This is a genomic window from Rhodobacter sp. Har01 (genome assembly GCF_020564565.1).
Classification (GTDB): domain Bacteria; phylum Pseudomonadota; class Alphaproteobacteria; order Rhodobacterales; family Rhodobacteraceae; genus Pseudogemmobacter.
Map to the genome: position 1 here is coordinate 323084 of NZ_JAJCTD010000002.1, position 18941 is coordinate 342024.

General features: G+C 67.0%; 27 protein-coding genes. 9 read left to right on the plus strand and 18 right to left on the minus strand.

The genetic code is table 11. The features are described 5' to 3' along the window. Positions 1-3: 3 nt before the first annotated feature. On the plus strand, positions 4-1092 hold the full coding sequence (locus LHP98_RS07325) for a flagellar biosynthesis protein FlhB (protein WP_227251864.1): 1089 nt from the start codon (positions 4-6) through the stop codon (positions 1090-1092). Then, positions 1089-1436 carry a hypothetical protein gene (locus tag LHP98_RS07330; protein ID WP_227251865.1) on the plus strand — a complete coding sequence of 116 codons (348 nt, stop codon included), beginning with the start codon at positions 1089-1091 and terminating at the stop codon, positions 1434-1436. Before LHP98_RS07325 ends, LHP98_RS07330 begins: the two co-directional genes overlap by 4 nt. An 8-nt stretch (positions 1437-1444) precedes the next feature. Here LHP98_RS07330 and LHP98_RS07335 read toward each other — a convergent pair whose 3' ends face one another. The 9 genes from LHP98_RS07335 to LHP98_RS07375 are packed head-to-tail and all read right to left on the minus strand — an operon-like array spanning position 1445 to position 5916. Further along, the gene (locus LHP98_RS07335; protein ID WP_227251866.1) at positions 1445-1909 is read right to left on the minus strand and encodes a flagellar basal body-associated FliL family protein; all 465 of its coding nucleotides are present in this window, start codon (positions 1907-1909) and stop codon (positions 1445-1447) included. Positions 1910-1911: 2 nt separating this feature from the next. Beyond that, entirely contained in the window at positions 1912-2646 is a 735-nt protein-coding gene (flgH, locus tag LHP98_RS07340) for a flagellar basal body L-ring protein FlgH (RefSeq protein WP_227252080.1), read from the minus strand. Continuing rightward, complete coding sequence (flgA, locus tag LHP98_RS07345; protein WP_227251867.1) at positions 2646-3068, minus strand: flagellar basal body P-ring formation chaperone FlgA; 423 nt, start codon at positions 3066-3068, stop codon at positions 2646-2648. Before flgA ends, flgH begins: the two co-directional genes overlap by 1 nt. Next, on the minus strand, positions 3068-3853 hold the full coding sequence (flgG, locus tag LHP98_RS07350) for a flagellar basal-body rod protein FlgG (RefSeq protein WP_227251868.1): 786 nt from the start codon (positions 3851-3853) through the stop codon (positions 3068-3070). Before flgG ends, flgA begins: the two co-directional genes overlap by 1 nt. 8 nt (positions 3854-3861) lie before the next feature. Continuing rightward, the gene (locus LHP98_RS07355; protein ID WP_227251869.1) at positions 3862-4572 is read right to left on the minus strand and encodes a flagellar hook-basal body complex protein; all 711 of its coding nucleotides are present in this window, start codon (positions 4570-4572) and stop codon (positions 3862-3864) included. Between the two features lie 2 nt (positions 4573-4574). Continuing rightward, positions 4575-4841, minus strand: a complete 267-nt coding sequence (locus LHP98_RS07360; RefSeq protein WP_227251870.1) for a flagellar biosynthetic protein FliQ — start codon at positions 4839-4841, stop codon at positions 4575-4577. After that, positions 4838-5125 (minus strand): flagellar hook-basal body complex protein FliE, encoded by a 288-nt coding sequence (fliE, locus tag LHP98_RS07365; RefSeq protein WP_227251871.1) that lies wholly within the window; start codon positions 5123-5125, stop codon positions 4838-4840. Before fliE ends, LHP98_RS07360 begins: the two co-directional genes overlap by 4 nt. A 14-nt stretch (positions 5126-5139) precedes the next feature. Further along, positions 5140-5520 carry a flagellar basal body rod protein FlgC gene (flgC, locus tag LHP98_RS07370; RefSeq protein WP_227251872.1) on the minus strand — a complete coding sequence of 127 codons (381 nt, stop codon included), beginning with the start codon at positions 5518-5520 and terminating at the stop codon, positions 5140-5142. A gap of 12 nt (positions 5521-5532) precedes the next feature. Beyond that, complete coding sequence (locus LHP98_RS07375; RefSeq protein WP_227251873.1) at positions 5533-5916, minus strand: FlgB family protein; 384 nt, start codon at positions 5914-5916, stop codon at positions 5533-5535. An 84-nt stretch (positions 5917-6000) separates the two neighbouring features. Here LHP98_RS07375 and LHP98_RS07380 point away from each other — a divergent pair, with 84 nt between their 5' ends. Then, positions 6001-7311, plus strand: a complete 1311-nt coding sequence (locus LHP98_RS07380; protein ID WP_227251874.1) for a FliI/YscN family ATPase — start codon at positions 6001-6003, stop codon at positions 7309-7311. Positions 7312-7339: 28 nt separating this feature from the next. Here the strand turns inward: LHP98_RS07380 and LHP98_RS07385 are convergent, their stop codons facing one another. From LHP98_RS07385 to LHP98_RS07415, 7 genes are all read right to left on the minus strand, one after another. Then, positions 7340-8131, minus strand: a complete 792-nt coding sequence (locus LHP98_RS07385; RefSeq protein WP_227251875.1) for a DUF1217 domain-containing protein — start codon at positions 8129-8131, stop codon at positions 7340-7342. After that, positions 8128-8532: a flagellar biosynthesis repressor FlbT gene (gene flbT / locus LHP98_RS07390; RefSeq protein WP_227251876.1), complete on the minus strand. Its 405-nt coding sequence runs from the start codon at positions 8530-8532 to the stop codon at positions 8128-8130. Before flbT ends, LHP98_RS07385 begins: the two co-directional genes overlap by 4 nt. Then, a complete protein-coding gene (flaF, locus tag LHP98_RS07395) occupies positions 8529-8903 on the minus strand; it encodes a flagellar biosynthesis regulator FlaF (protein WP_319638923.1) in 375 nt (124 codons plus the stop codon). The genes flbT and flaF overlap by 4 nt, the downstream gene beginning before the upstream one ends. A gap of 74 nt (positions 8904-8977) precedes the next feature. Then, positions 8978-10201: a flagellin gene (locus LHP98_RS07400; protein WP_227251877.1), complete on the minus strand. Its 1224-nt coding sequence runs from the start codon at positions 10199-10201 to the stop codon at positions 8978-8980. A gap of 45 nt (positions 10202-10246) precedes the next feature. Further along, positions 10247-10420 (minus strand): hypothetical protein, encoded by a 174-nt coding sequence (locus LHP98_RS07405; RefSeq protein ID WP_227251878.1) that lies wholly within the window; start codon positions 10418-10420, stop codon positions 10247-10249. Then, positions 10417-10740 (minus strand): hypothetical protein, encoded by a 324-nt coding sequence (locus tag LHP98_RS07410; RefSeq protein WP_227251879.1) that lies wholly within the window; start codon positions 10738-10740, stop codon positions 10417-10419. Before LHP98_RS07410 ends, LHP98_RS07405 begins: the two co-directional genes overlap by 4 nt. Next, positions 10733-11035, minus strand: coding sequence for a rod-binding protein (locus tag LHP98_RS07415; RefSeq protein ID WP_413687567.1), 303 nt, complete (start codon positions 11033-11035; stop codon positions 10733-10735). The genes LHP98_RS07410 and LHP98_RS07415 overlap by 8 nt, the downstream gene beginning before the upstream one ends. A 411-nt stretch (positions 11036-11446) precedes the next feature. On the opposite strand from LHP98_RS07415, the gene LHP98_RS07420 reads away from it, so the two are divergent. Then, positions 11447-12928, plus strand: coding sequence for a flagellar hook-length control protein FliK (locus LHP98_RS07420; protein WP_227252082.1), 1482 nt, complete (start codon positions 11447-11449; stop codon positions 12926-12928). Between the two features lie 7 nt (positions 12929-12935). Beyond that, positions 12936-13598, plus strand: a complete 663-nt coding sequence (locus LHP98_RS07425) for a flagellar hook capping FlgD N-terminal domain-containing protein (protein ID WP_227251881.1) — start codon at positions 12936-12938, stop codon at positions 13596-13598. Here LHP98_RS07425 and ubiB read toward each other — a convergent pair whose 3' ends face one another. Both ubiB and ubiE read right to left on the minus strand, forming a co-directional pair. Continuing rightward, on the minus strand, positions 13599-15131 hold the full coding sequence (ubiB, locus tag LHP98_RS07430) for a 2-polyprenylphenol 6-hydroxylase (protein WP_227251882.1): 1533 nt from the start codon (positions 15129-15131) through the stop codon (positions 13599-13601). It abuts the gene before it with no gap. Continuing rightward, positions 15131-15883: a bifunctional demethylmenaquinone methyltransferase/2-methoxy-6-polyprenyl-1,4-benzoquinol methylase UbiE gene (gene ubiE / locus LHP98_RS07435; protein ID WP_227251883.1), complete on the minus strand. Its 753-nt coding sequence runs from the start codon at positions 15881-15883 to the stop codon at positions 15131-15133. The genes ubiB and ubiE overlap by 1 nt, the downstream gene beginning before the upstream one ends. Positions 15884-15975: 92 nt before the next feature. Between ubiE and LHP98_RS07440 the strand changes: the two genes are divergently transcribed. The 4 genes from LHP98_RS07440 to rpsT all read left to right on the plus strand — a co-directional run bounded on the left by LHP98_RS07440 (position 15976) and on the right by rpsT (position 18697). Further along, the gene (locus tag LHP98_RS07440; RefSeq protein ID WP_227251884.1) at positions 15976-16563 is read left to right on the plus strand and encodes a hypothetical protein; all 588 of its coding nucleotides are present in this window, start codon (positions 15976-15978) and stop codon (positions 16561-16563) included. Then, positions 16564-17415: a bifunctional DNA-formamidopyrimidine glycosylase/DNA-(apurinic or apyrimidinic site) lyase gene (mutM, locus tag LHP98_RS07445; protein WP_227251885.1), complete on the plus strand. Its 852-nt coding sequence runs from the start codon at positions 16564-16566 to the stop codon at positions 17413-17415. Between the two features lie 83 nt (positions 17416-17498). Next, on the plus strand, positions 17499-18275 hold the full coding sequence (locus LHP98_RS07450) for an enoyl-CoA hydratase (RefSeq protein WP_227251886.1): 777 nt from the start codon (positions 17499-17501) through the stop codon (positions 18273-18275). A 149-nt stretch (positions 18276-18424) separates the two neighbouring features. Continuing rightward, the gene (gene rpsT / locus LHP98_RS07455; protein ID WP_227251887.1) at positions 18425-18697 is read left to right on the plus strand and encodes a 30S ribosomal protein S20; all 273 of its coding nucleotides are present in this window, start codon (positions 18425-18427) and stop codon (positions 18695-18697) included. Positions 18698-18941 lie beyond the last annotated feature (244 nt).

The following is an 18941-nucleotide window of genomic DNA, read 5'->3' on the forward strand; positions in this document are numbered from 1 at the left end:
GACATGGACGGGCGCGACGACGACGAAGCCGACAAGGAATTCGACCCGTCACAGCGCAAGCTTGACCAGGCGCGCGAACAAGGCGACGTCGCCCGATCCGAAGACCTTCAGGCCGCCGTCGCCTATGGCGGTTTCCTGCTCGCGGCTCTTGCGCTTGGACCCTGGGCGGTTTCGGTTTCCGGAACGGCAGGCATGGTCCTGCTTGAGGGCCTGGCGCCGAGAAGCTCGGAAGACGGCAGCACCATCGCCCGGGTCGCCAGCCAGGCCGTTGCCATGGCCGCCCCGTTCCTGCTGCTGCTGGTCGCCCCGGCCAGTCTCGTGGTCGCCTACCTCGTGGCGACACGGTCGCTGGTCTTCGCCCCTTCAAAGCTTGCGCTGAACCCGGCCCGGCTGTCGATCCTCGCCAATTTCCGACAGAAGTTCAACCGCGCGGCCTGGGTGGACTTCGCCCGCAAGACGGCAAAGCTGATCGTCGTCGCGCTGATCCTGGGGCTTTACCTGCAGGCCGAGCTGCCCCGGCTGAACCTCGCCTCGGCCCTGGGTGCCGGGCAGGTGGCAGCCTTGGTCGCCGAGGAAACCCTGCGCTTCCTGACCGTGATCCTGGCGATCAGCCTGGCCTTCGGCGCCGCCGATTTCCTGTGGCAGCGGTTCGAATTCGCCCGGCGCAACCGGATGAGCCGCAAGGAACTGACCGACGAAATGAAGGATAGCGAAGGCGATCCGCATCTCAAGGCCGACCGCCGGCGGCGGGCGCAGGAAGTGGCGACGCGGCGGATGCTGACCGATGTTCCCAAGGCCGACGTGGTGATCGTCAACCCGAGCCACTATGCCGTGGCCCTGAAGTGGGAGCGCGGCAAGGGCCGCGCGCCGGTCTGCGTGGCCAAAGGGGTGGACGAAATCGCCGCCCGCATCCGTGAGCGTGCGCAAGAGGCCGGTGTTCCGATCCGTCGCGACCCGCCCACCGCCCGTGTCCTGCACGCAACGCTGGAGATCGGGCAGGAGGTCCGGCCCGAACACTATGCAGCCGTGGCTGCCGCCATCCGGTTTGCCGAGGCCATGCGCAAGCGCGCCCGCAAGCGGATGGGCCGATGAGCGGCGACGAAAAGCTGCTCCGTCTTTCGGCGATGGCCGGCATGGTGCTGGATGTCCGCTCTGCCGCGCTGTCCCGGCTTGCAGCCGAGCGCGACGCCCTCAAGGCGCAACTGGCCGCCCTCAATGCGCCCCGGGCGACCGAGGGCCTTGCTCCGGCCGCGGCGGCCCAGGTCCGGTTCGACTACGAAACCTGGGCCAGCCGACGCCGGGCCGAGCTGAACCTGAAGATCGCCGCGAAACATGCGGAATGGCTGTCGCACCTGGACGAGACACGCCAGGCCTTTGGCCGGGCTCAGGTTCTGGACCGGATGCTTCAGGCGACGCGGAACCGCAGGTCCGGCTGAACCCGCGCTCAGCTGTCCTGGCGCGCGATTTCGGTGATCAGGACGTCAGTGACGATCGGGCCAAGCACGCCGATCGCCTTTTCCGTCAGCGCCTCACGCAGCACGACGAGGTTCGAGCCGTCGGTGAACGACCCGCGGAACCCGCCGGTGTTGGCGTGGTCGAACAGGACCTGCAGGAAGGCGTCGCGGATTTTCGGTTCGCGGTCGTAGACCGTATTGGTGTTGCCGGCCGTCACCTCGAGGCTGAGCGACAAGACGACCATCGCCGTCACCTTGCCGCCCTCAAGGATCGGCACGACGAACTGGTTGTTGAGCTTGACATAGTCAGGCGGCGATTCCTCGGCCGCCGGCGCGTGGCCTTCGTCTGCGACGGCCGCCGGTGCCTCTGGCGGCGGCCGCAGGAACAGCCCGCCGGCAAGCCCGAGGCCAAGGCCGAGCAGCGCGAGCAGCACGGGGAAAAGCTTGCGGATCATGATCAGAACGGAAGCAGGATGTCGGCGGCCTGCTGGCCATAGCGCGGCTGCTGCACCTCGGTGATCTGGCCGCGGCCGCCATAGGCGATCCGGGCGCCGGCGATCTTGTCGTAGGTGATCTCGTTCTGCCGCGAGATGTCGGAGGGCCGCACGTAGCCGGTGATGATCAGTTCGCGCAACTCGTAGTTGACGCGCACCTCCTGCTGGCCCTCGATCCGCAGGACGCCGTTCGGCAGTTCCTCGACCACGGTCGCGGCAACCCGCAGGGTCAGCTTCTCGGCCCGGGTGACGTTGCCTTCCCCGGCGAAGGTCGAAGAGGACTGGGTCTTCACCGCCTCGGCCATGCTTGCCCCTTCGGGCATGACTGCATCGTCAAGCCGCTGCGGGATGCCGAACAGCGACGGGATGCCCATGCTTTGCGCCCCCGTGCGCGAGCGGTCGGAAGAATTCGAGATCTTGGCGCTGTCGTCGATCTCGATCACCACGGTCAGGATGTCGCCCCGCTGCGCGGCGCGACGGTCGCCCAGAAGCGAATCGCTGCCGGCCGTCCACAGCGATGAGGCATCGGTGGGCCCCGAAGGATCAGACACCTCGGGCATCGGGGTCGAATACATCGCATGGTGCTGGTAGCTGCCTTCCAGAGGCGAGAATTCCGGCGCACGACCGACCTGGCTGAGGTCGCCGCACGCGGTGAGGACAAGGGCGAGGCCGGGCGCGGCCAGCAGCAGTCTGCGGATCAAGGGGAGCCTCCGACGATGATGGTGCCGTCCGCGGCGACAAGGCCGGAGACGGTGGATTTGGACGAAAGGTTGAGGGCGCGAGCGACTTCGCCCTCGGCGGCGCGGTCAAGGGCGCGGCCCTCGGCGGTTATGGTCAGGCCACCGGCCCGATAGACCAGCGTGATGGTGGCGTTGCGCTCGACCAGGGCCGGTGCGGCGATGTCGCTGGCATGCAAGGGGCGGCCGGCATAAAGCGCGATCCGGGTCTGTTGGCCAAGTGCAGGCTCGAGGTCGGTCAAGGCGCCGGGAATTTCGGCATCGACAAGCATGATGTCGCCCTTGCCGAGAACCGAGCCGGCCGGCAGGGTGCGCGCCGCGACCAGGCTTTCGGCCTGGGCGGCCATCGGCAGGATCAGCAGGGCGAGCACCCGGAACAGCATCAGCGGACCTGCGTGGTGGCGGCCAGCATCTGGTCGGCGGCGGTGATGACCTTGGCGTTCAGCTCATAGCCGCGCTGCGCCTTGATCAGGTCGGTCACTTCGCGCACGGCATCAACCGAGCTTTCCTCAAGATAGCCTTGCCGCAAAGTGCCCAGACCGTCGGTGCCTGGGGTACCCACTACCGGCGGTCCCGAGGCGGCAGTCTCGAGGAAGAGGTTCGAACCGATCGCTTCCAGGCCCTTTTCGTTGGTGAAGTTGGTCAGGCTGAACTGGCCCAGAAGCTCGGGTTCGACCCGGTCGCTGAAATAGGCATAGACTTCGCCAGCGGCGTTGATCGAGATCGACCGCGCGTCGGAGGGAATGGTGATGTCGGGCACCACCGGATAGCCGTCGGCGGTGACGATCTGCCCTTCGGCCGAGCGCTTCAGCGCCCCGTCGCGGGTGTATCCGGACATGCCCGAAGGCAGAGTGACCTCAAGGTAGCCGCCACCCTCGACGGCGACGTCAAGATCACCATGGGTCAACGCAAGCGAGCCCTGCTCAAGCACCACGGAAACGGACGACGGGCGCACGCCCAGACCGATCTGCACGCCGGTGGGCAGCATGGTGCCGTCCTGGGCCGAGATCGTGCCGGGCCGGGCAAGCTGCTGGTAGTGCAAGTCGGCGAAATCGGCGCGGCGGGCGTTGTAGCCGGTGGTCGACATGTTCGCGAGGTTGTTCGAGACCACGTCGACCTTCATTTGCTGGGCCGCCATGCCGGTTGCTGCGATGTGAAGCGCTTTCATCTGTTTCCTCACCGGCCAAGGGCCTGGATGACGCCGCGCACGCGGGCATCCTCGGCCTCCATGAACTTCTGTCCCATCTCGTAGGCGCGCTGGACCTCGATCATCCGGGCAATCTCGGTCACCGGCTGCACGTTGCTTTCCTCAAGGAAGCCCTGCCGGATGATGCCGGTCTCGGCCGGCTCCACCTCACCGCCGTCGAACAGCGTGCCGGACTGGTGGCGCAGCGCCAGCGGGTCGACCGGGCGCCAGAGACCGACTTGGGCGATCGGCACGCCGTTCGCCGACATCGTGCCGTCCTCTGCCACCGCCACCTGGCCGCCACCCGGCGGCACGAAGACCGGAGCTCCCCCGGCATCAAGCAACCGGAACCCGTCGGCGGTGACCAGCTCGCCCTCGGCCGAGGGCGTGAAGACGCCGGCGCGGGTCAGTCGGTTGCCTTGCGGGGTTTCGACAAGGAAGAAGCCTTCGCCCTGAATGCCAAGGTCGAAGGTGCCGCCGGTGGGCGTCAGTCCGGCCTGGGACAGATCGACGATCCGGGCATTTCCATGGGTCATCGACAACGATGGCTCCTGGTCCAGCCGGGCGACGTGTTCGGCGAAGACCACGCCTTCACGCCGGAACCCGTTGGTCGAGACGTTGGCGATGTTGTTGGCCACCACCTGCATCTCGCGCATCAGGCCCGACTGTCGGCTGAGCGCCACATATCCTGCGGAATCCATGCTCAGCCTCCGGCGATCATCGGAATCACCATGTCGGTGAAGAAGGTGACCAGCGACCCGGTCATGAAGCTCATCGAGACCCAGAAGACCGCCATCATCGCGCCGACCTTGGGCACGAAGGTCAGCGTCATTTCCTGCACCGAGGTCAGCGCCTGGAACAGCCCGATCACCACGCCGGCCACCAACGCCACCAGCAGAAGCGGGGCCGAGATCGTCACTGCGACCCAAAGGCCGTGTCGCATCACGTCATACAGCGCGGCATCGGTCATATCGGCATCCTCAGGATTTCCTGGTAGGCCTCGACCACCTTGTCGCGGACCGTGGCCACGGTTTCCACGGCCAGCTGCGACGAGGCCAGCGCCTCGACCAGGGCATGCGGGTCCGCGCCGCCGGTCATGGCAGCGCGGGCCGTCTGTTCGTGCCGGACAAGCGATTCGGCGACGTTTCCCGCCAGCTTGCCGAAGTTGATGCCTTCCCCCTCGGAAGGCTTGGGCGCTGCGGCCGTTCTGGCCTGCGCGTAGGTCTGCGTCGCAAAGGAGGTTCTCACGTCCATTCAGGCGGCCCCCTTCAGCGGCGCAACAGATCGAACAGGCTTTGCGTCATCTGACGCGCCTGGTCGAACATGCGGAGATTGGCTTCGTAGCTGCGCTGGGCTTCGCGCGCGTCCGCGATCTCGATCACCAGATCGACGTTCGAGCCGTCATAGAAGCCCGTCTCGTCTGCCAGCGGATTGCCGGGATCGTAGATGCGCACCAGATCGGCATTGTCCAGCCGCACCGGCCCGGCCTCGACCAGACCGCTGTCCATCTCTTCGTGGAAGCTGATGGTCTTGCGGTGGTATCCCGGCGTATCGGCATTGGCGATGTTCTCCGAGACATGGCGCAGGCGGTTGGCCTGGGCCTGCATGCCCGAGGCGGCGAAGGACAGCGACGTGGTGAGATCATTCATGATGTGCCCCCGTTACCTTGCCCGGCCCAACGAGGCGCGGATCACGTCCGAGGTGGCGCGATAGACTGCCAGCGCCATCTCATGCTCTTGCCTGGCTTCGACCGATTTCACCATCTCCTGCTCCAGCGAGACGCTGTTGCCGTTGGGCGATTCGGCGCCCGGAGCGGTGAACGGGCGCGGGTCAGTGGCACGGGCGGGGTCTGCGATGTGGCCGGCGCGCGTGGTCTTCAGCGGCAGGCCGCGATCGGCATAGACCGAGGCGAAATCAGGAATGTCCTGGGCCTTGAAGCCAGGCGTGTCGGCGTTCGCGACGTTCTTCGCGATCACGCCCATGCGGCTGCCGGCATGGGCGGCGAGGCCCTGAGCCATGCGGGTAAGTTCCAGTTTCTCGAACATCGGGGCTTCTCCCTCGATCTGCTTCACCAAGGCTTAAGACCGATTCCTTTAGAAACCGTATTCAGAGAACAAAGTGAGATCGCCGTGCCCGGAGTCTTCGAATCCCTGCAGGCCGAGATCGAGACGATCCAGCCCACCCGTGCCGTCGGGCGGGTGGCGGAAAGCTCGCGCGGCACCTTCCTGGTCCGCGGCCTGGCCGAGGCCGCGCTGGGCGACCGCGTGGCGGCCGAAACCGGCGCCGGCCCCCTGGGCGGCGAGATCGTGCAGATGTCGTCGCGCGGCGCCATCGTGCTGCCAGAGGACGATCCCGAGGGTCTGGGAATCAATGCCCGGGTCGAGCTGATCGGGCCGGTGACCCTGGCGCCGGACCGCAGCTGGCTGGGCCGCATCGTCGATCCGCTGGGTCGACCGCTGGACGGGCGGCCGCTGTTGCCCGGCACCGAGCGCACCTCGATGAATGCCCCGCCCCCGGCGCCCGCCGACCGCCGACCGCTGGGTGAGCGTCTGTCGACCGGGGTGGCCGTCTTCGACACGCTGCTGCCCCTGGTGCGCGGCCAGCGGATCGGTCTGTTCGCGGGGTCTGGCGTCGGAAAATCCTCGCTTCTGGCCAAGTTCGCGCGTGGCGTGGCGGCGGATGTGGTGGTCATCGGCCTGGTGGGCGAACGCGGACGCGAGTTGCGCGACTTCACCGACCGGGTGCTGGGTCCGGCCGGGATGGCGCGCTCGGTCGTGGTCACCGCGACCTCGGACCAGTCGCCCTTGATGCGCCGGCGCTGCGCTCTTTCAGCAATGACGGTGGCCGAGCATTTCCGCAACCAGGGCCTTCATGTGCTGCTCTTGCTGGACTCGGTCACCCGCTTTGCCGAAGCGCACCGCGAGGTGGCGCTGGCCTCGGGCGAAAAGGCGAGCCTGCGGGGCTATCCGCCCTCGGTCAGCCACGCGATCATGGCGCTGGCCGAACGGGCCGGCCCGGGCGCCGGCGAGACGGGAGACATTACCGCCGTGTTCACCGTCCTGGTCGCGGGGTCCGACATGGAGGAGCCGGTGGCCGACATCGTGCGCGGCACGCTGGATGGGCATGTGGTGCTGGACCGCAAGATTGCCGAGCGGGGCCGGTATCCGGCGATCGATCTCTTGCGGTCGGTCTCGCGCAGCCTGCCCGAGGCGGCCTCATCGGCCGAGAACGGGCTGATCGCCGACGCGCGGCGGGTGCTGTCAGCCTATGACCGGGCCGAGATGATGATCCAGGCGGGGCTGTATGTTTCCGGCAGCGACCATGCCATCGACCGGTCGATCCGGCTGTTTCCGGTACTGGACGGATTCCTGGCCGAAGATGCGCCGGCAGGTGGCCCCGAGGCCAGCTTCGTGCGGCTGCGGGCCTGTCTGGGAGCGTGATCCGGGGGCCTGATGCGCGCGACGCGCCCTATCGGCTCAGCAACTGCAGTGCCGTGCTTGCGGCCGACATGCCAGAGCCCTGCGTCGCGATCTCGCTGCGCACCAGGTAGGTGCGGACAAGTTTCGCCATCTTGTCGGCGTCGGCGAATTGGCTGACCGTGTCGCTGCCAAAAGTGCTGCGGGCCTTGGCCTTGAACATGGTCAGCTGCTTGTCGATGTCGAGATAGGCGATGCTGGTCGGCAGGCCCAATGCCGTTTGCATCGCGCTGCGCAACGGCTTGTTGCCGAGGATCGTGTACCACTTCACGTCCTCGCTGGAGGACTTGGCGGCCAGGCTGCCCAGCTCCCGCTCGGCGTTCAGGGCCAGCCGCATCGTATCGTCCTGTTCGCCGACGGCAGTCTCGAAGGTCTTGGTGATGTAGAGCTTCAACACCTTGTCGGCGAAGTCCGACATCTTCGAACGCGGCGTGGAGAAATCGCCGAAGCCGAAGGCAGCCGAGAAATCGCGGTATCGCTTATCGGTCAGCTTGTTCGCCAGCGCGTCAGTCTTCAGCGTGCCGTCCTGCAATACCTTCTGGATGAAAGCCTTGCTGTCGATGTCGGATTCCAGCCCATAGGCGGTGAGCGCCACCTTCAGAAGGCGGCGGTCGGCCACCAGCTCTTTCGCGCTGTTCACCTTGCCGATGTTGGCGCGGAAATAGGCCTCATCACGCTGGTTCGCGGGCGAAGCCTGCAAGGCGGCCTGCTGCGTGGCCATGGTCCGCTTGAGAAAGGTCCAGCCGGCATAGCCGCCAAGCGGTATGACCGGCTGGAAGCTCATGCGCGGCCCGCCGCGAACAGGCGCTCCTCGCGCGGAAGCAGGCCGCGCAGCGATTTCAGAACCTGATAGTGCTGCTCGGCCAGGACGGCCCGGCTAGCCTCGGCCAGAAGGCGGCGGCTGTCGGGGTCGGTCAGGACCTGGCTCAGCTGCTCGATACTGCGCAGAAGCTGGTGGCGTGCGTCGGTCGGATCCGTGTCGCCCGAAAGCACCAGCTGTGCGATGTAGCAGACCCGACGGACCGGCGTGTTTGCCTCTTCCGGGTGGATGGCATCGCGCAGGCGCAGGATGTTGGCATTCGGCGTCATGATCGCCAGCTTCGAGCGCTTGTCGCCGTTCTCGATCACCGCGCCGTTGATCAGCACCCGTTCGTGCGGACCCAGCTTTAGGACAAGACCGCTCATGCGCCCGCCCCCCCGTTGCCGCGCAGGCCCTTGAGGACTGCGGTGTTGATTTCGACCAGGACCTCGGGATTGGCGGAGCCCGCCAGCACCTTGCGGCTGTGCTCGAAGGTGAAGCGATAGAGATAGAAAAGCCGCGCCCGCAGGGTCTGGGGCAGGCCGTTTTCCGGCAGCGCGACGTCGGCGCCCAGCATGGACCAAAGCTGTTCGTTGGCGGACAGCGCCGCGACGAAGGCGGGGTAGTTCTCCTTGCGGCTGCGGATGGCAGCGTTCAGGCGCTGGGTGATCCGGGCGATCACCTCGTATTCGATGGCGCGCGGCGTGCGGACCGGGGCGGCCGGCTGCGCATAGGCGGTTCGGGTCATGTGCATCATGGCAGGGTGTTCCGGGGACTAAGGACGATGAAAGGGGTGAACCGGGGCCCCGAAGGGCCCCGGCCGGGTTCGCCTTAGCGGAACAGCGACAGCAGGTTCTGCGGCTGCTGGTTGGCGATCGACAGCGCCTGGATGCCCAGCTGCTGCTGCACCTGCAGCGCCTGCAGACGGGCGCTGGCCTCTTCCATGTCGGCATCGACCAGCGTGCCGATGCCCGAGGTCAGCGCGTCCGACAGCTTGCCGACGAAATCGGACTGGATGTCGATCCGCTTCTGCGCCGAGCCGAATTCGGACGCCGCGTCGATCGCGGTCTGCAGCATGCCCTCGATGCTGCCCAGCGCCAGTTCGGCATTCGTTGCGGTCGAGACATCGATGGTGGCCAAGGCCCCCAGTCCGCCCGCATTCGCGTTCTTGTACTGGCCGCTCACGGCCACGTCGACCGTGCCGTCGTTGACAAAGGCCAGCTGGCCGGGCGTGCCGCTGTCATAGTTGACCGTCAGGCCGTCGATGCCCAGAGAATCGATCGCGTTCTTCAGGCCCACCGCGACCATGTCGGGCACGGTCGAGGCCAGCGAGGCATTGCCGGCATCGACGTCATTCTGGGTCACCGTGTACGAGGCTTCCTTTTCACCGATGCGGATGCTGATCCGGTCACCGGCCAGCCAGGCATTGGTGCCATCGGCAATGGTGAAGTCGCCGGTGCCGCCGCCCTGGTCCAGGGACAGGACGAAGGTGTCGCCGTCGGTCGATGCCGTGCCGCTGGTCGCGAACACGTCGTTGGCCACATAGTCGCCGGTCGACAGGTTCTGCGCGTTGATCGAGATCGACGAGGCGACCACGCCGGTCGAGCTGCGGTCGAGCGAGGACAGGATGTCGACGGTCGATTGCGACCCGTCCACCAGGTTCAGGCCGTTGAACTGCGCCGCGCCGACCACCGAGTTGATCTGGTCGACCAGCTTGTCGATGTCGGTCTGGATCTTCGCCCGGTCGACGTTGTCTTCCTGCGCGGCGACGATCTTGCCCTTCATCTCGGTCAAGAGGTCGGTCACGGTTTCCGAGGCCTGGCGCGCCACCGAAATGGTGGACGAGCCGAGCGACAGGCTGTCGGAGATGCCCTTGAAGCCCTTCACGTCGGATTCCATGACCTTCGAGATGGCCCAGACCGCCGCGTTGTCCTTGGCCGAACCCACCGACTTGCCGGTGGAGATTTCGGCCTGGACCTTGTTCATGCTCGCGTTGATGCCCTTCATCGTCTGCAGGGCGACCATCGCGCTGGTATTCGTCAGGATGGACGACATTGATACGTTCCTCTCTTGGCCCTTCGCGCTTTGCGCGGGGCAGAATCACCGCTTGCCGCGGCCGTTCCAGCGTTCTGGCCGATGCGCGGGCTGATCACCCGGCGCGCCACCCCGTCTTGGGATGCCCGCCGACGATGCGGGCAGGAAGATTGCCAAAATCTGAAGAGGAAAGGTCAGAATCAGGGCATTTGCGCCGGATTTGATGGATAGGCCGGTCATGCCCGGCGAACCGGCGCAGCCGGCGCGCGGCCCAGGATGTCGCGGTTGCCGCGCGCGTCATAGGTGACAAAGCTGCCATGGCCGGCCACTTCGGCCGCCCGGCGCTGGGCTGCCTTCACGCCGCGGATCGCGGCAGCCAGCAGCGGGCGGTTGCGCTCGGCCAGGGCGCGCAGGCGTTCGGCTTCGGCCGCGTCGGGCGGCACACCTGCCGCCAGCGCCTGTTCCGTTTCCTCGGACAGCGCACCCAGGCGCGAAAGATCGCCGCTGAGCAGCGCGTCACGGGTGCCCAGCAGCAGGGATTCCAGGTGCGAGTCAGGCATCCTTGACCCCGCCCATCGCGCGGAACAGCTGTTCGGCCAGGCCGATGCCGCCCTTGGCCACCATCTGCCGCGCCTGTTCCAGCCGCAGGAAGGACGAGAACTGCTCTTCCCCGATGCCGCCGCCGAAACTGCCCGACTCGCCATCCATCCCGGCGTGCTGAAGCATTTCTGACAGGAAAGCCGCCTCAAGTTCGCGCGCCTGGCTCATCAACGGGTCCAGCGCGGCGGCGGCAGTACCAGTCGCGGGGGTCGTCGTCGGGGTTGGCACGGAAGCGGGGCCGGTCAGGGGAACCATCGCACCCTCCTTTGGGTCGTTCGGATTTTCCGCAGTCTGCCGGACCGACGGTAAACATCCGGTAACCCGGATCGCGGAAAACCGAAGGGTCCCCGGCAGAAGTCGCAGGCCATGACCGACACATCGCTGCTTTCCGTGCTGTCCGCCCCGCTGTCGCCCCTGGCGGCTGGCGTGATCCAGACCGGGCGAGAGCCCTCCGCTGTCCCTGAGGCCGAGGCCGCGCTCTTCGATCTCATGGCCGGCTTGCCCGAGGCCGAAACCGAGGCCGAAACCGAGGTTGTGGCCGCTTCGGCCCAGACCGCCATCCCGGCGCTGCCGTTTTCGAGTTTCCCCGCTGCAATGGCGCTTCCCGAGGTGGCCCCGGCTGAAAGTGGTGATCCGGCCCCCGCAAGCGGCCTTCTCCCTTTGCAGGTGACCCTGCGCGAACCTCTGGTCGAACCGTCACCCGGCGCTGACATTCCGGCCGGAACAGCCTTGCCGAATCCAGCAGCCGCGCCCGGTGGCACCCGGCAGCCGGCATTCGGGCAGGGGGAAGCCACCGCACCCGCGGATGCGCCCGCGCCGACAAGGCCCGGGACCGACCGACCGCAAGGCGATGCAGTTCGGCCGGTCGTCGCCTCGACCGTCGGAACCGAAGACGGGTCGGCCCGGCTTTCGCCCGAGGCGGCTCTCCTTCCTCTGCCGCCGGGCGGAAAGGCTGAGGGGGCTGAGGACCAGCGCGCCAAGACCGCACCTTTGGAAGCGTCTGCCGGGGGCAGTCCGACGGCCCATCCAAAGGCCGATCCTGTGCCGGTCGCAAATGCGGCCGCGGCGCCGACCGACCGTCACGACACCGGCTTTGCCGCGCGCACGCCCGCCCTAGATGGGCCGCTCTCCGGGCTGACAATGGCCGCAGGGTTTGCCGCCGATCCGGGCCTTTCGGCCGTTGCCCGTTCGGGGCCGGCCGAGGCTGCGGCGGTCTCTCCGACCGCGGCCTCCGTTTTCGCGCAGATGGTTGCGCGGACGGACGCAGTGCCGACCGCGGTCCGGCCGACTGCGCCCGCTGCCAGAGACGTGGCCAAGGCGACTGCCGATCCGCAACTGGAAGCGGACCCCGTCGCGCTCGCCTCCGGTCCGGAAATCGCAGCGCCAGGGTCCGAACCGGTTGCGGACATGCGCGCAGGAAATCCCGCCCGGCTGGCGGCTTCTTTCCCGCCTTCCCAGACGGTCCTGCCAACGGAAGGCGCGGCCGCCGCCGCAGCCGATCGGGCGCCGCAACAGGAGGCACCCGTGGAAGACGCTGCCGAACCGGCACGGCATTCGGAACCGGCGATCGTCGCCGGACCGCAGGGCGGACCGGCCGAACCCACCGCCGCTTCGGGACAAGATCCAAACCGCGGGGTCGGGGCGGACCCGACCGCACCCGTTGGCCAGGCTTCGCCGATCGGGGCGTCGCAGACGGCCCCGCAGCCGCCCGCGCCCCATGCCGACCGCGCCATTCCGCTTGCCACCTTGCCCGAGTCGGTTCCGGCGCAGATCCTTCGGGCGGCCGACGCCGGCGCACCGATGACCGAAATCCGCCTGTCGCCCGAGGAACTGGGCTCGGTCCGCATCGAATTGCGCACCGAAGGCGACCGGGCCCATGTCGTTGTGTCCGCCGAGCGAAGCGACACGCTGGAGCTTCTGCGACGCCATGCCGACCGCCTGCTGGGCGAATTCCGCTCTGCCGGCTTCTCGCAACTGGATCTGGGGTTCGGCCAATGGTCCGGCTCGGACCGGGGCTTTGCCGGGGCGCAGGCTTCGGCTGCAGCGCCAGTGCCCCCCGACACCCGCGATCCAGCCGAGTCCGCCCCCTACGCGGCCCCGCCCCGCACCCCCCACAAACCCGCCACCGGGCTATACCTGCGCTTCTGAGGACCCCATGGACGTTGCATCCACCACAACCGCCACCAGTTCTGCCACCACGACGAAGGCCGCGGGAAACCCGGTGCTGACGTCGGACTTCCAGACCTTCCTGAAGATGCTGACCGTGCAGATGCAGAATCAGGACCCGCTGAATCCGATCGATTCCACCGACTATGCGGTGCAGCTGGCCACCTTCTCGGGGGTCGAACAACAGGTGCAGACGAACCAGCTGCTGAACAGCATGGCCACGCAGTTCGGCCTGATGGGAATGTCGCAACTGGCCGGCTGGGTGGGGCAAGAGGCCCGCGCCGCAGCGCCGGTCTGGTATTCCGGGGCGCCCGTCACGCTGTCGCCGAACCCGGTCGGCACGGCGGATGCCGCTGTTCTTGTGGTCAGGGATGCCCGGGGCACCCTGGTCTCGCGAGAGGATCTGCCGGTCTCGACTGAGCTTTACGACTGGTTCGGGGCCGATGCCGCCGGAGATCCGCTGCCGGAAGGGAAATACACGCTGTCGCTGGAAAGCTGGCGCGATGGCGAGCTTCTGCAGACCGATCCAGTCGAATACTACGGCCGGGTGATCGAGGCGCGGGGTGGTGCTGCGGGCACCAGGCTGGTGTTCGAAGGCGGGATCGAGGTGCCGGCCACCGACATCACCGCGCTCCGGGTGCCACAGGGCTGATCAGAGCAGCCAGCCGACCAGGACACCGCCAAGAAAGACCGCGATTCCCGCCGCCGCCAGCACCGGCGCGCGCGATCCGCGCGGCGGCGGGCGGGTCTGCGCCCCGGGGTTGCCGGCCCGGATCAACTGCGCCTCGGCCAGCGCCGGCAGCTTGGGACCGAACCGCGCCAGAACCCGCGCTGTCTTGGCCAGGTCGCGCAGAATGGCCTGCGGGCCGATGTTGCGGCGGACGTAGTCTTCCACCACCGGCCGCGCCACTTCCCACATGTTCAGGTGGCTGTCCAGGCTGCGGGACACGCCTTCCACCACCACCATGGTGCGCTGCAGCAGGATCAGTTCGGTTCGCGTCTCCATGCCGAAGCGTTCGGTGACGTCGAACAGATAGGCGAGCAGCTTGGCCATCGAGATGTGGCTGGCGTCCATGCCGAAGATCGGCTCGCCCACCGCGCGCAGGGCACGGGCGAATTCGTCCATGTCGCGGTCGGCGGGCACATAGCCAGCCTCGAAATGAACCTCGGCGACGCGGCGGTAGTCGCGGCGCATGAAGCCGAACAGGATTTCCGCATAGACCCGCCGGGTGTATTCGTCGATCCGGCCCATGATGCCGAAGTCGTAGACCACCAGGTCGCCGTTCAGGGCCACCTTCAAGTTGCCCTGATGCATGTCGCCGTGGAAAAACCCGTCGCGCAGAGCGTGGTTCAGGAACAGCGTCAGCACCCGGCGGCCCAGCACCGCGCGGTCGATCCCGGCTGCGTCGATCGCTTCGATCTCGTTCAGGCCGATGCCCTCGGCCCAGCCGATGGTCATCACCGTGCGACCCGACAGCGCCCAGACCGGGCGGGGCACGACCAGACCTTCGTCCTTTTCGGTGTTCGCGGCGAACTCGGCCGCGGCCGAGCTTTCCAGCCGCAGATCCAGCTCGCCATGCACCACGCCTTCGAAATGCGCGATCACGTCGACCGGGCGCAGCCGGCGCGAGAACGGCGCCAGGATCTCGATCCAGCGGGCAGCGAAGTAGAAGGCGTCAAGGTCGGTGCGGAAGGCGCGCTCGATGTTCGGGCGCAGCACCTTGACCGCGACCTCTTCGCCGGTGTCGGCCAGCCGCGCCTTGTGGACCTGGGCAATCGAGGCGGCGGCGACCGGCTCGGAGAACTCGGAGAACACCTCATCGACCTTGACGCCCAGTTCGGCCTCGAACATCCGCTTGGCGGTTTCCACCGGAAAGGGCGGCAGCTTGTCCTGGAGGTATTTCAGCTGGGTGGCCAACTCATCGCCGACGATGTCGGGGCGGGTCGACAGGATCTGGCCGAACTTGATGTAGGCCGGGCCCAGCGCCGTCAGCGCACGGGTCACCGGCGGCAAATCGCGGTCGCCCTTGAGGCCCAGCGCCTTGAACGGCCAGCCCAGAACGCGCGCCGCGGCCCGCACGCCGGGCGGCGCGTCGAAAGCCTGCAGCACCACGCCGATGGCGCCGGTGCGCTCCATCGTCGCCAGCGTCCGGATCAGCCGCCACAGGTTGTGCGGTCCGCGCATCAGATCTTCCAGCCGGAATGCAGCGCGGCGATGCCAAGGGAAAGGTTGCGGTATTTCACCTGCCCGAAGCCCGCCTTGCGGATCATCGTGGCGAAGGTCTCCTGATCGGGGAACTTGCGGATCGATTCGACCAGATACTGATAGCTGTCGCGGTCACCGGCCACGATCTGGCCCATCACCGGGATGACATTGAAGGAATACAGGTCATAGGCCTTCTGCATCAGGTCGTTCGGGATCTGGCTGAACTCCAGCACCATGAGCCGGCCGCCGGGGCGTAGCACGCGGAAGGCGTCGTCCAACGCATCCTGGATGCGGGTCACGTTCCGGATGCCGAAGCTGATGGTGTAGACGTCAAAGCTGTTGTCGGGGAAGGGCAGCGCCATCGCATCGCCCACCACCCAGTCCAGCCGGTCGGCGAGGTTGCCGGCATCGGCGCGCTTGCGGCCCTCGACCAACATGGATTCGGTCATGTCGCAAACCACGGCACTGGCGCCCGGCGCGCGTTTCAGGAAGCGGAACGCGATGTCGCCGGTGCCCCCGGCCACGTCCAGCAGGCGCTGGCCCGGCCGCGGCGCCAGCCAGTCCATCATCGCGTCCTTCCACAGCCGATGCACCCCGCCCGACATCAGGTCGTTCATCAGGTCGTACTTGCTGGCCACGCGAGAAAACACGCCATGCACCATGCCGGCCTTCTCGCCTTCGGCCACTTCGCGGAACCCGAAGTGCGTGGTCTTGTCGTTTTCGCCCGCCATGGCCTTGCCTTTGCCCGAAATTCGCCGTCGGGCCGGGATATAGCGCCCTCGGCGGGGCAAGGGAAACCGCAAACTGACGCAAGCGGGGGCACATGCAGGCGGACGTCCAGAAGTTCTTTGCATTCATCTGGCTGCTGGTTGCCTTGGGCGTGGGGCTGTTCCTGGTCAAGATCATCCTGGCGATCCTGCTGAAGAACCGCGCCGCGCCCGGTCTTGTGCCCGCGCTGCATGAGGTTGGGCGGCAGGATTCCCTGGCACGTTTCGTGGCCCTGATCGGGCAGAACGCCAGAGCGACCGTGACAATGGGCACGGTCCGCCTGCGGGCCTCACTGGGCATCCAGTTGGCCTATTGGGGCGGCGCGATCCTGATTGCGGTGGTGATCGGTCAGATGGGCGTGCCGGTGTTCGGGATCGAGACCATTCTGCTGCTTGTGGTGTTGCTGGCAGCTCTGCACACCTCGCTGTACGAAATCAGCTACGACCGGCAGTCGATCACCCTGCCGCGCTGGTGGTTCGGGCGCACGACGCACAAATGGGCCGATCTGCTGGCGGTGACCAAGCCCGATGGCTGGTTCCTGACCTTTCACTTCGACAAGGGGCCATCGGTCAGGGCGCACAAGTATGTTGTCGGCTACCGGGAACTGCTGGAGACTGCGCAAAAGGCCGTGCGCGAGAACTGAATGCCGGAACTTCCCGAGGTCGAGACCGTCCGCCGTGGCCTGCTTCCGGTGATGCAGGGCCGTGCGATCCTGCAGGCGCAGGTGAACCGCCCCGACCTGCGCTGGCCCTTCCCCGAGCGGATGGTCGAACGGCTGCGCGGCCAGCGTGTTCTGGCGCTGCGGCGGCGGTCGAAATACATTCTGGCTGACCTAGACTCGGGCGAGACGCTGCTGATTCACCTGGGCATGTCGGGCCGGATTCTGGTTTCCGGCACGATGCTGGGCACGTTCCACCACGACCACCCCGCGCCGCAGAAGCATGACCACGTGGTGCTGGACATGGAGGGCGGCGCCCGCGTCACCTTCAACGATGCCCGCCGCTTCGGCGCGATGGACCTGATGCCCACCGAGCGGGCCGACCAGCACCCGCTGCTGGCCTCGCTGGGGCCGGAACCCTTGGGCAATGGCTTCGATGAAACCTACCTGACCCAGGCCCTGCACGGCCGCCGCACGCCAATCAAGGCCGCGCTGCTGGATCAGCACCTGGTTGCCGGCTTGGGCAACATCTACGTCTGCGAAACCCTGTTCCGCGCCGGGGTTTCACCGCGCCGGCTGGCCGGCAACCTTGGCCCCAAACGCGCCGCCGTCCTGGTTCCGCTGATCCGCGAAGTGCTGGCCGAGGCGATCGAGGCCGGCGGCTCTTCGCTTCGCGACTTCCGGCAAGCCGATGGCGAGCTGGGCTATTTCCAGCACAGCTTTCGTGTCTATGACCGCGAGGGGCAGTCCTGCCCTACCGATGGCTGCACCGGCATCATCCGGCGCATCGTGCAATCGGGCCGCTCGTCGTTCTTCTGCCCGCGTTGCCAGCGCTGACGGCGCCGTCTTGCCTTCGCCGGCAACGATGCTAGGACTCCCGATCACGCGGACGAGAGCCGAACCAAGAAGCGAGGCGCGCCATGGCTTATGAGACGCTGATCGTCGAGATCGAAGATTACACCTGTCTCATCCGACTGAACCGGCCCGATGCCCTGAATGCCCTGAACACCCAGCTGATGCGGGAACTGGCCGCCGCCGTGACCGCCGCCGACCGCAACGACAAGATCCGCTGCATCGTCATCACCGGCAGCGACAAGGCCTTCGCCGCCGGGGCGGACGTGCGCGAGATGGCCGAGAAATCCTTTGCCGACGTGTTCTTCGACAATCTGTTCGGCCCCGAGGCCGAAGCGATCATGCGGGTGCGCAAGCCGATGATTGCCGCCGTGGCCGGCTACTGCCTGGGCGGCGGCTGCGAACTGGCGATGCTGTGCGATTTCATCATCGCCGCCGACACCGCCAAGTTCGGCCAGCCCGAGATCAACCTTGGCATCGTCGCCGGCATGGGCGGAACCCAGCGGCTGACCCGCTTTGTCGGCAAGTCCAAGTCGATGGACATGCACCTGACCGGGCGCTTCATGGACGCTGCCGAGGCCGAGCGGAGCGGTCTGGTGAGTCGCGTGTTTCCGGCAAAGTCCCTGATCGAGGAAGTGCTGAAGATCGCCGAGAAGATCGCCGAGAAATCGGCGCTGACCGCGATGGTGGTCAAGGAATCGGTGAACCGCGCGCAGGAAACGACGCTGTCCGAAGGCCTGCTGTTCGAGCGGCGAATGTTCCATGCCACCTTCGCCTCGGACGACCAGAAGGAAGGCATGGCGGCCTTTCTGGAAAAGCGCCAGCCGCAGTTCCGTGACCGCTGATTCCCTGTTCCCTTTTGCCCGGCCTTCCCGTATAGGCCCGGCCTACATGCGCGTGGGCCCGCTTAGGCAAGTTGATTCCCGTCCCCAGGACGGGGCCTTGGGGCTTTCGCACGATCAGATCGAACAAGCTCCAAGGACCAGACCAACTCATGGCCAATACCGAACAATCCAAGAAGCGTGCCCGCCAGTCCGAGGCGCGTTTTGCCATCAACAAGGCGCGCCGGTCGCGCATCCGCACCTTCCTGCGCAAGGTGGAAGAGGCCATTGCCTCGGGCGACGAAGCTGCCGCCGCTGCCGCGCTCAAGGTTGCCCAGCCGGAAATGGCGCGTGGCGTGACCAAGGGCGTGCTGCACAAGAATACCGTCGCGCGCAAGATGTCGCGCCTCAGCTCGCGCGTGAAGGCGCTGGCCGCGAAGGCCTGACCGGCTGCTTGCCGAGTCGATTTCGACATCGGGCGTCGTCCACCGGGACGGCGCCTTTTTCGTTTCCACCGGGGCCGAACCGGGGCTGTTCCGGGCGCTCCGTTGCCGATTTGCCTACGGTCCGGGATTCGATTTCGAAGACTCGCTGTCAAGCACGTTGTTCGGTTGCAGGGCTTGCGGGCGGCTTGGTAGCTTGGCTTCGCGATTCACATCGTCTTGGGGGACAAGTCGGAATCGCAGGTCG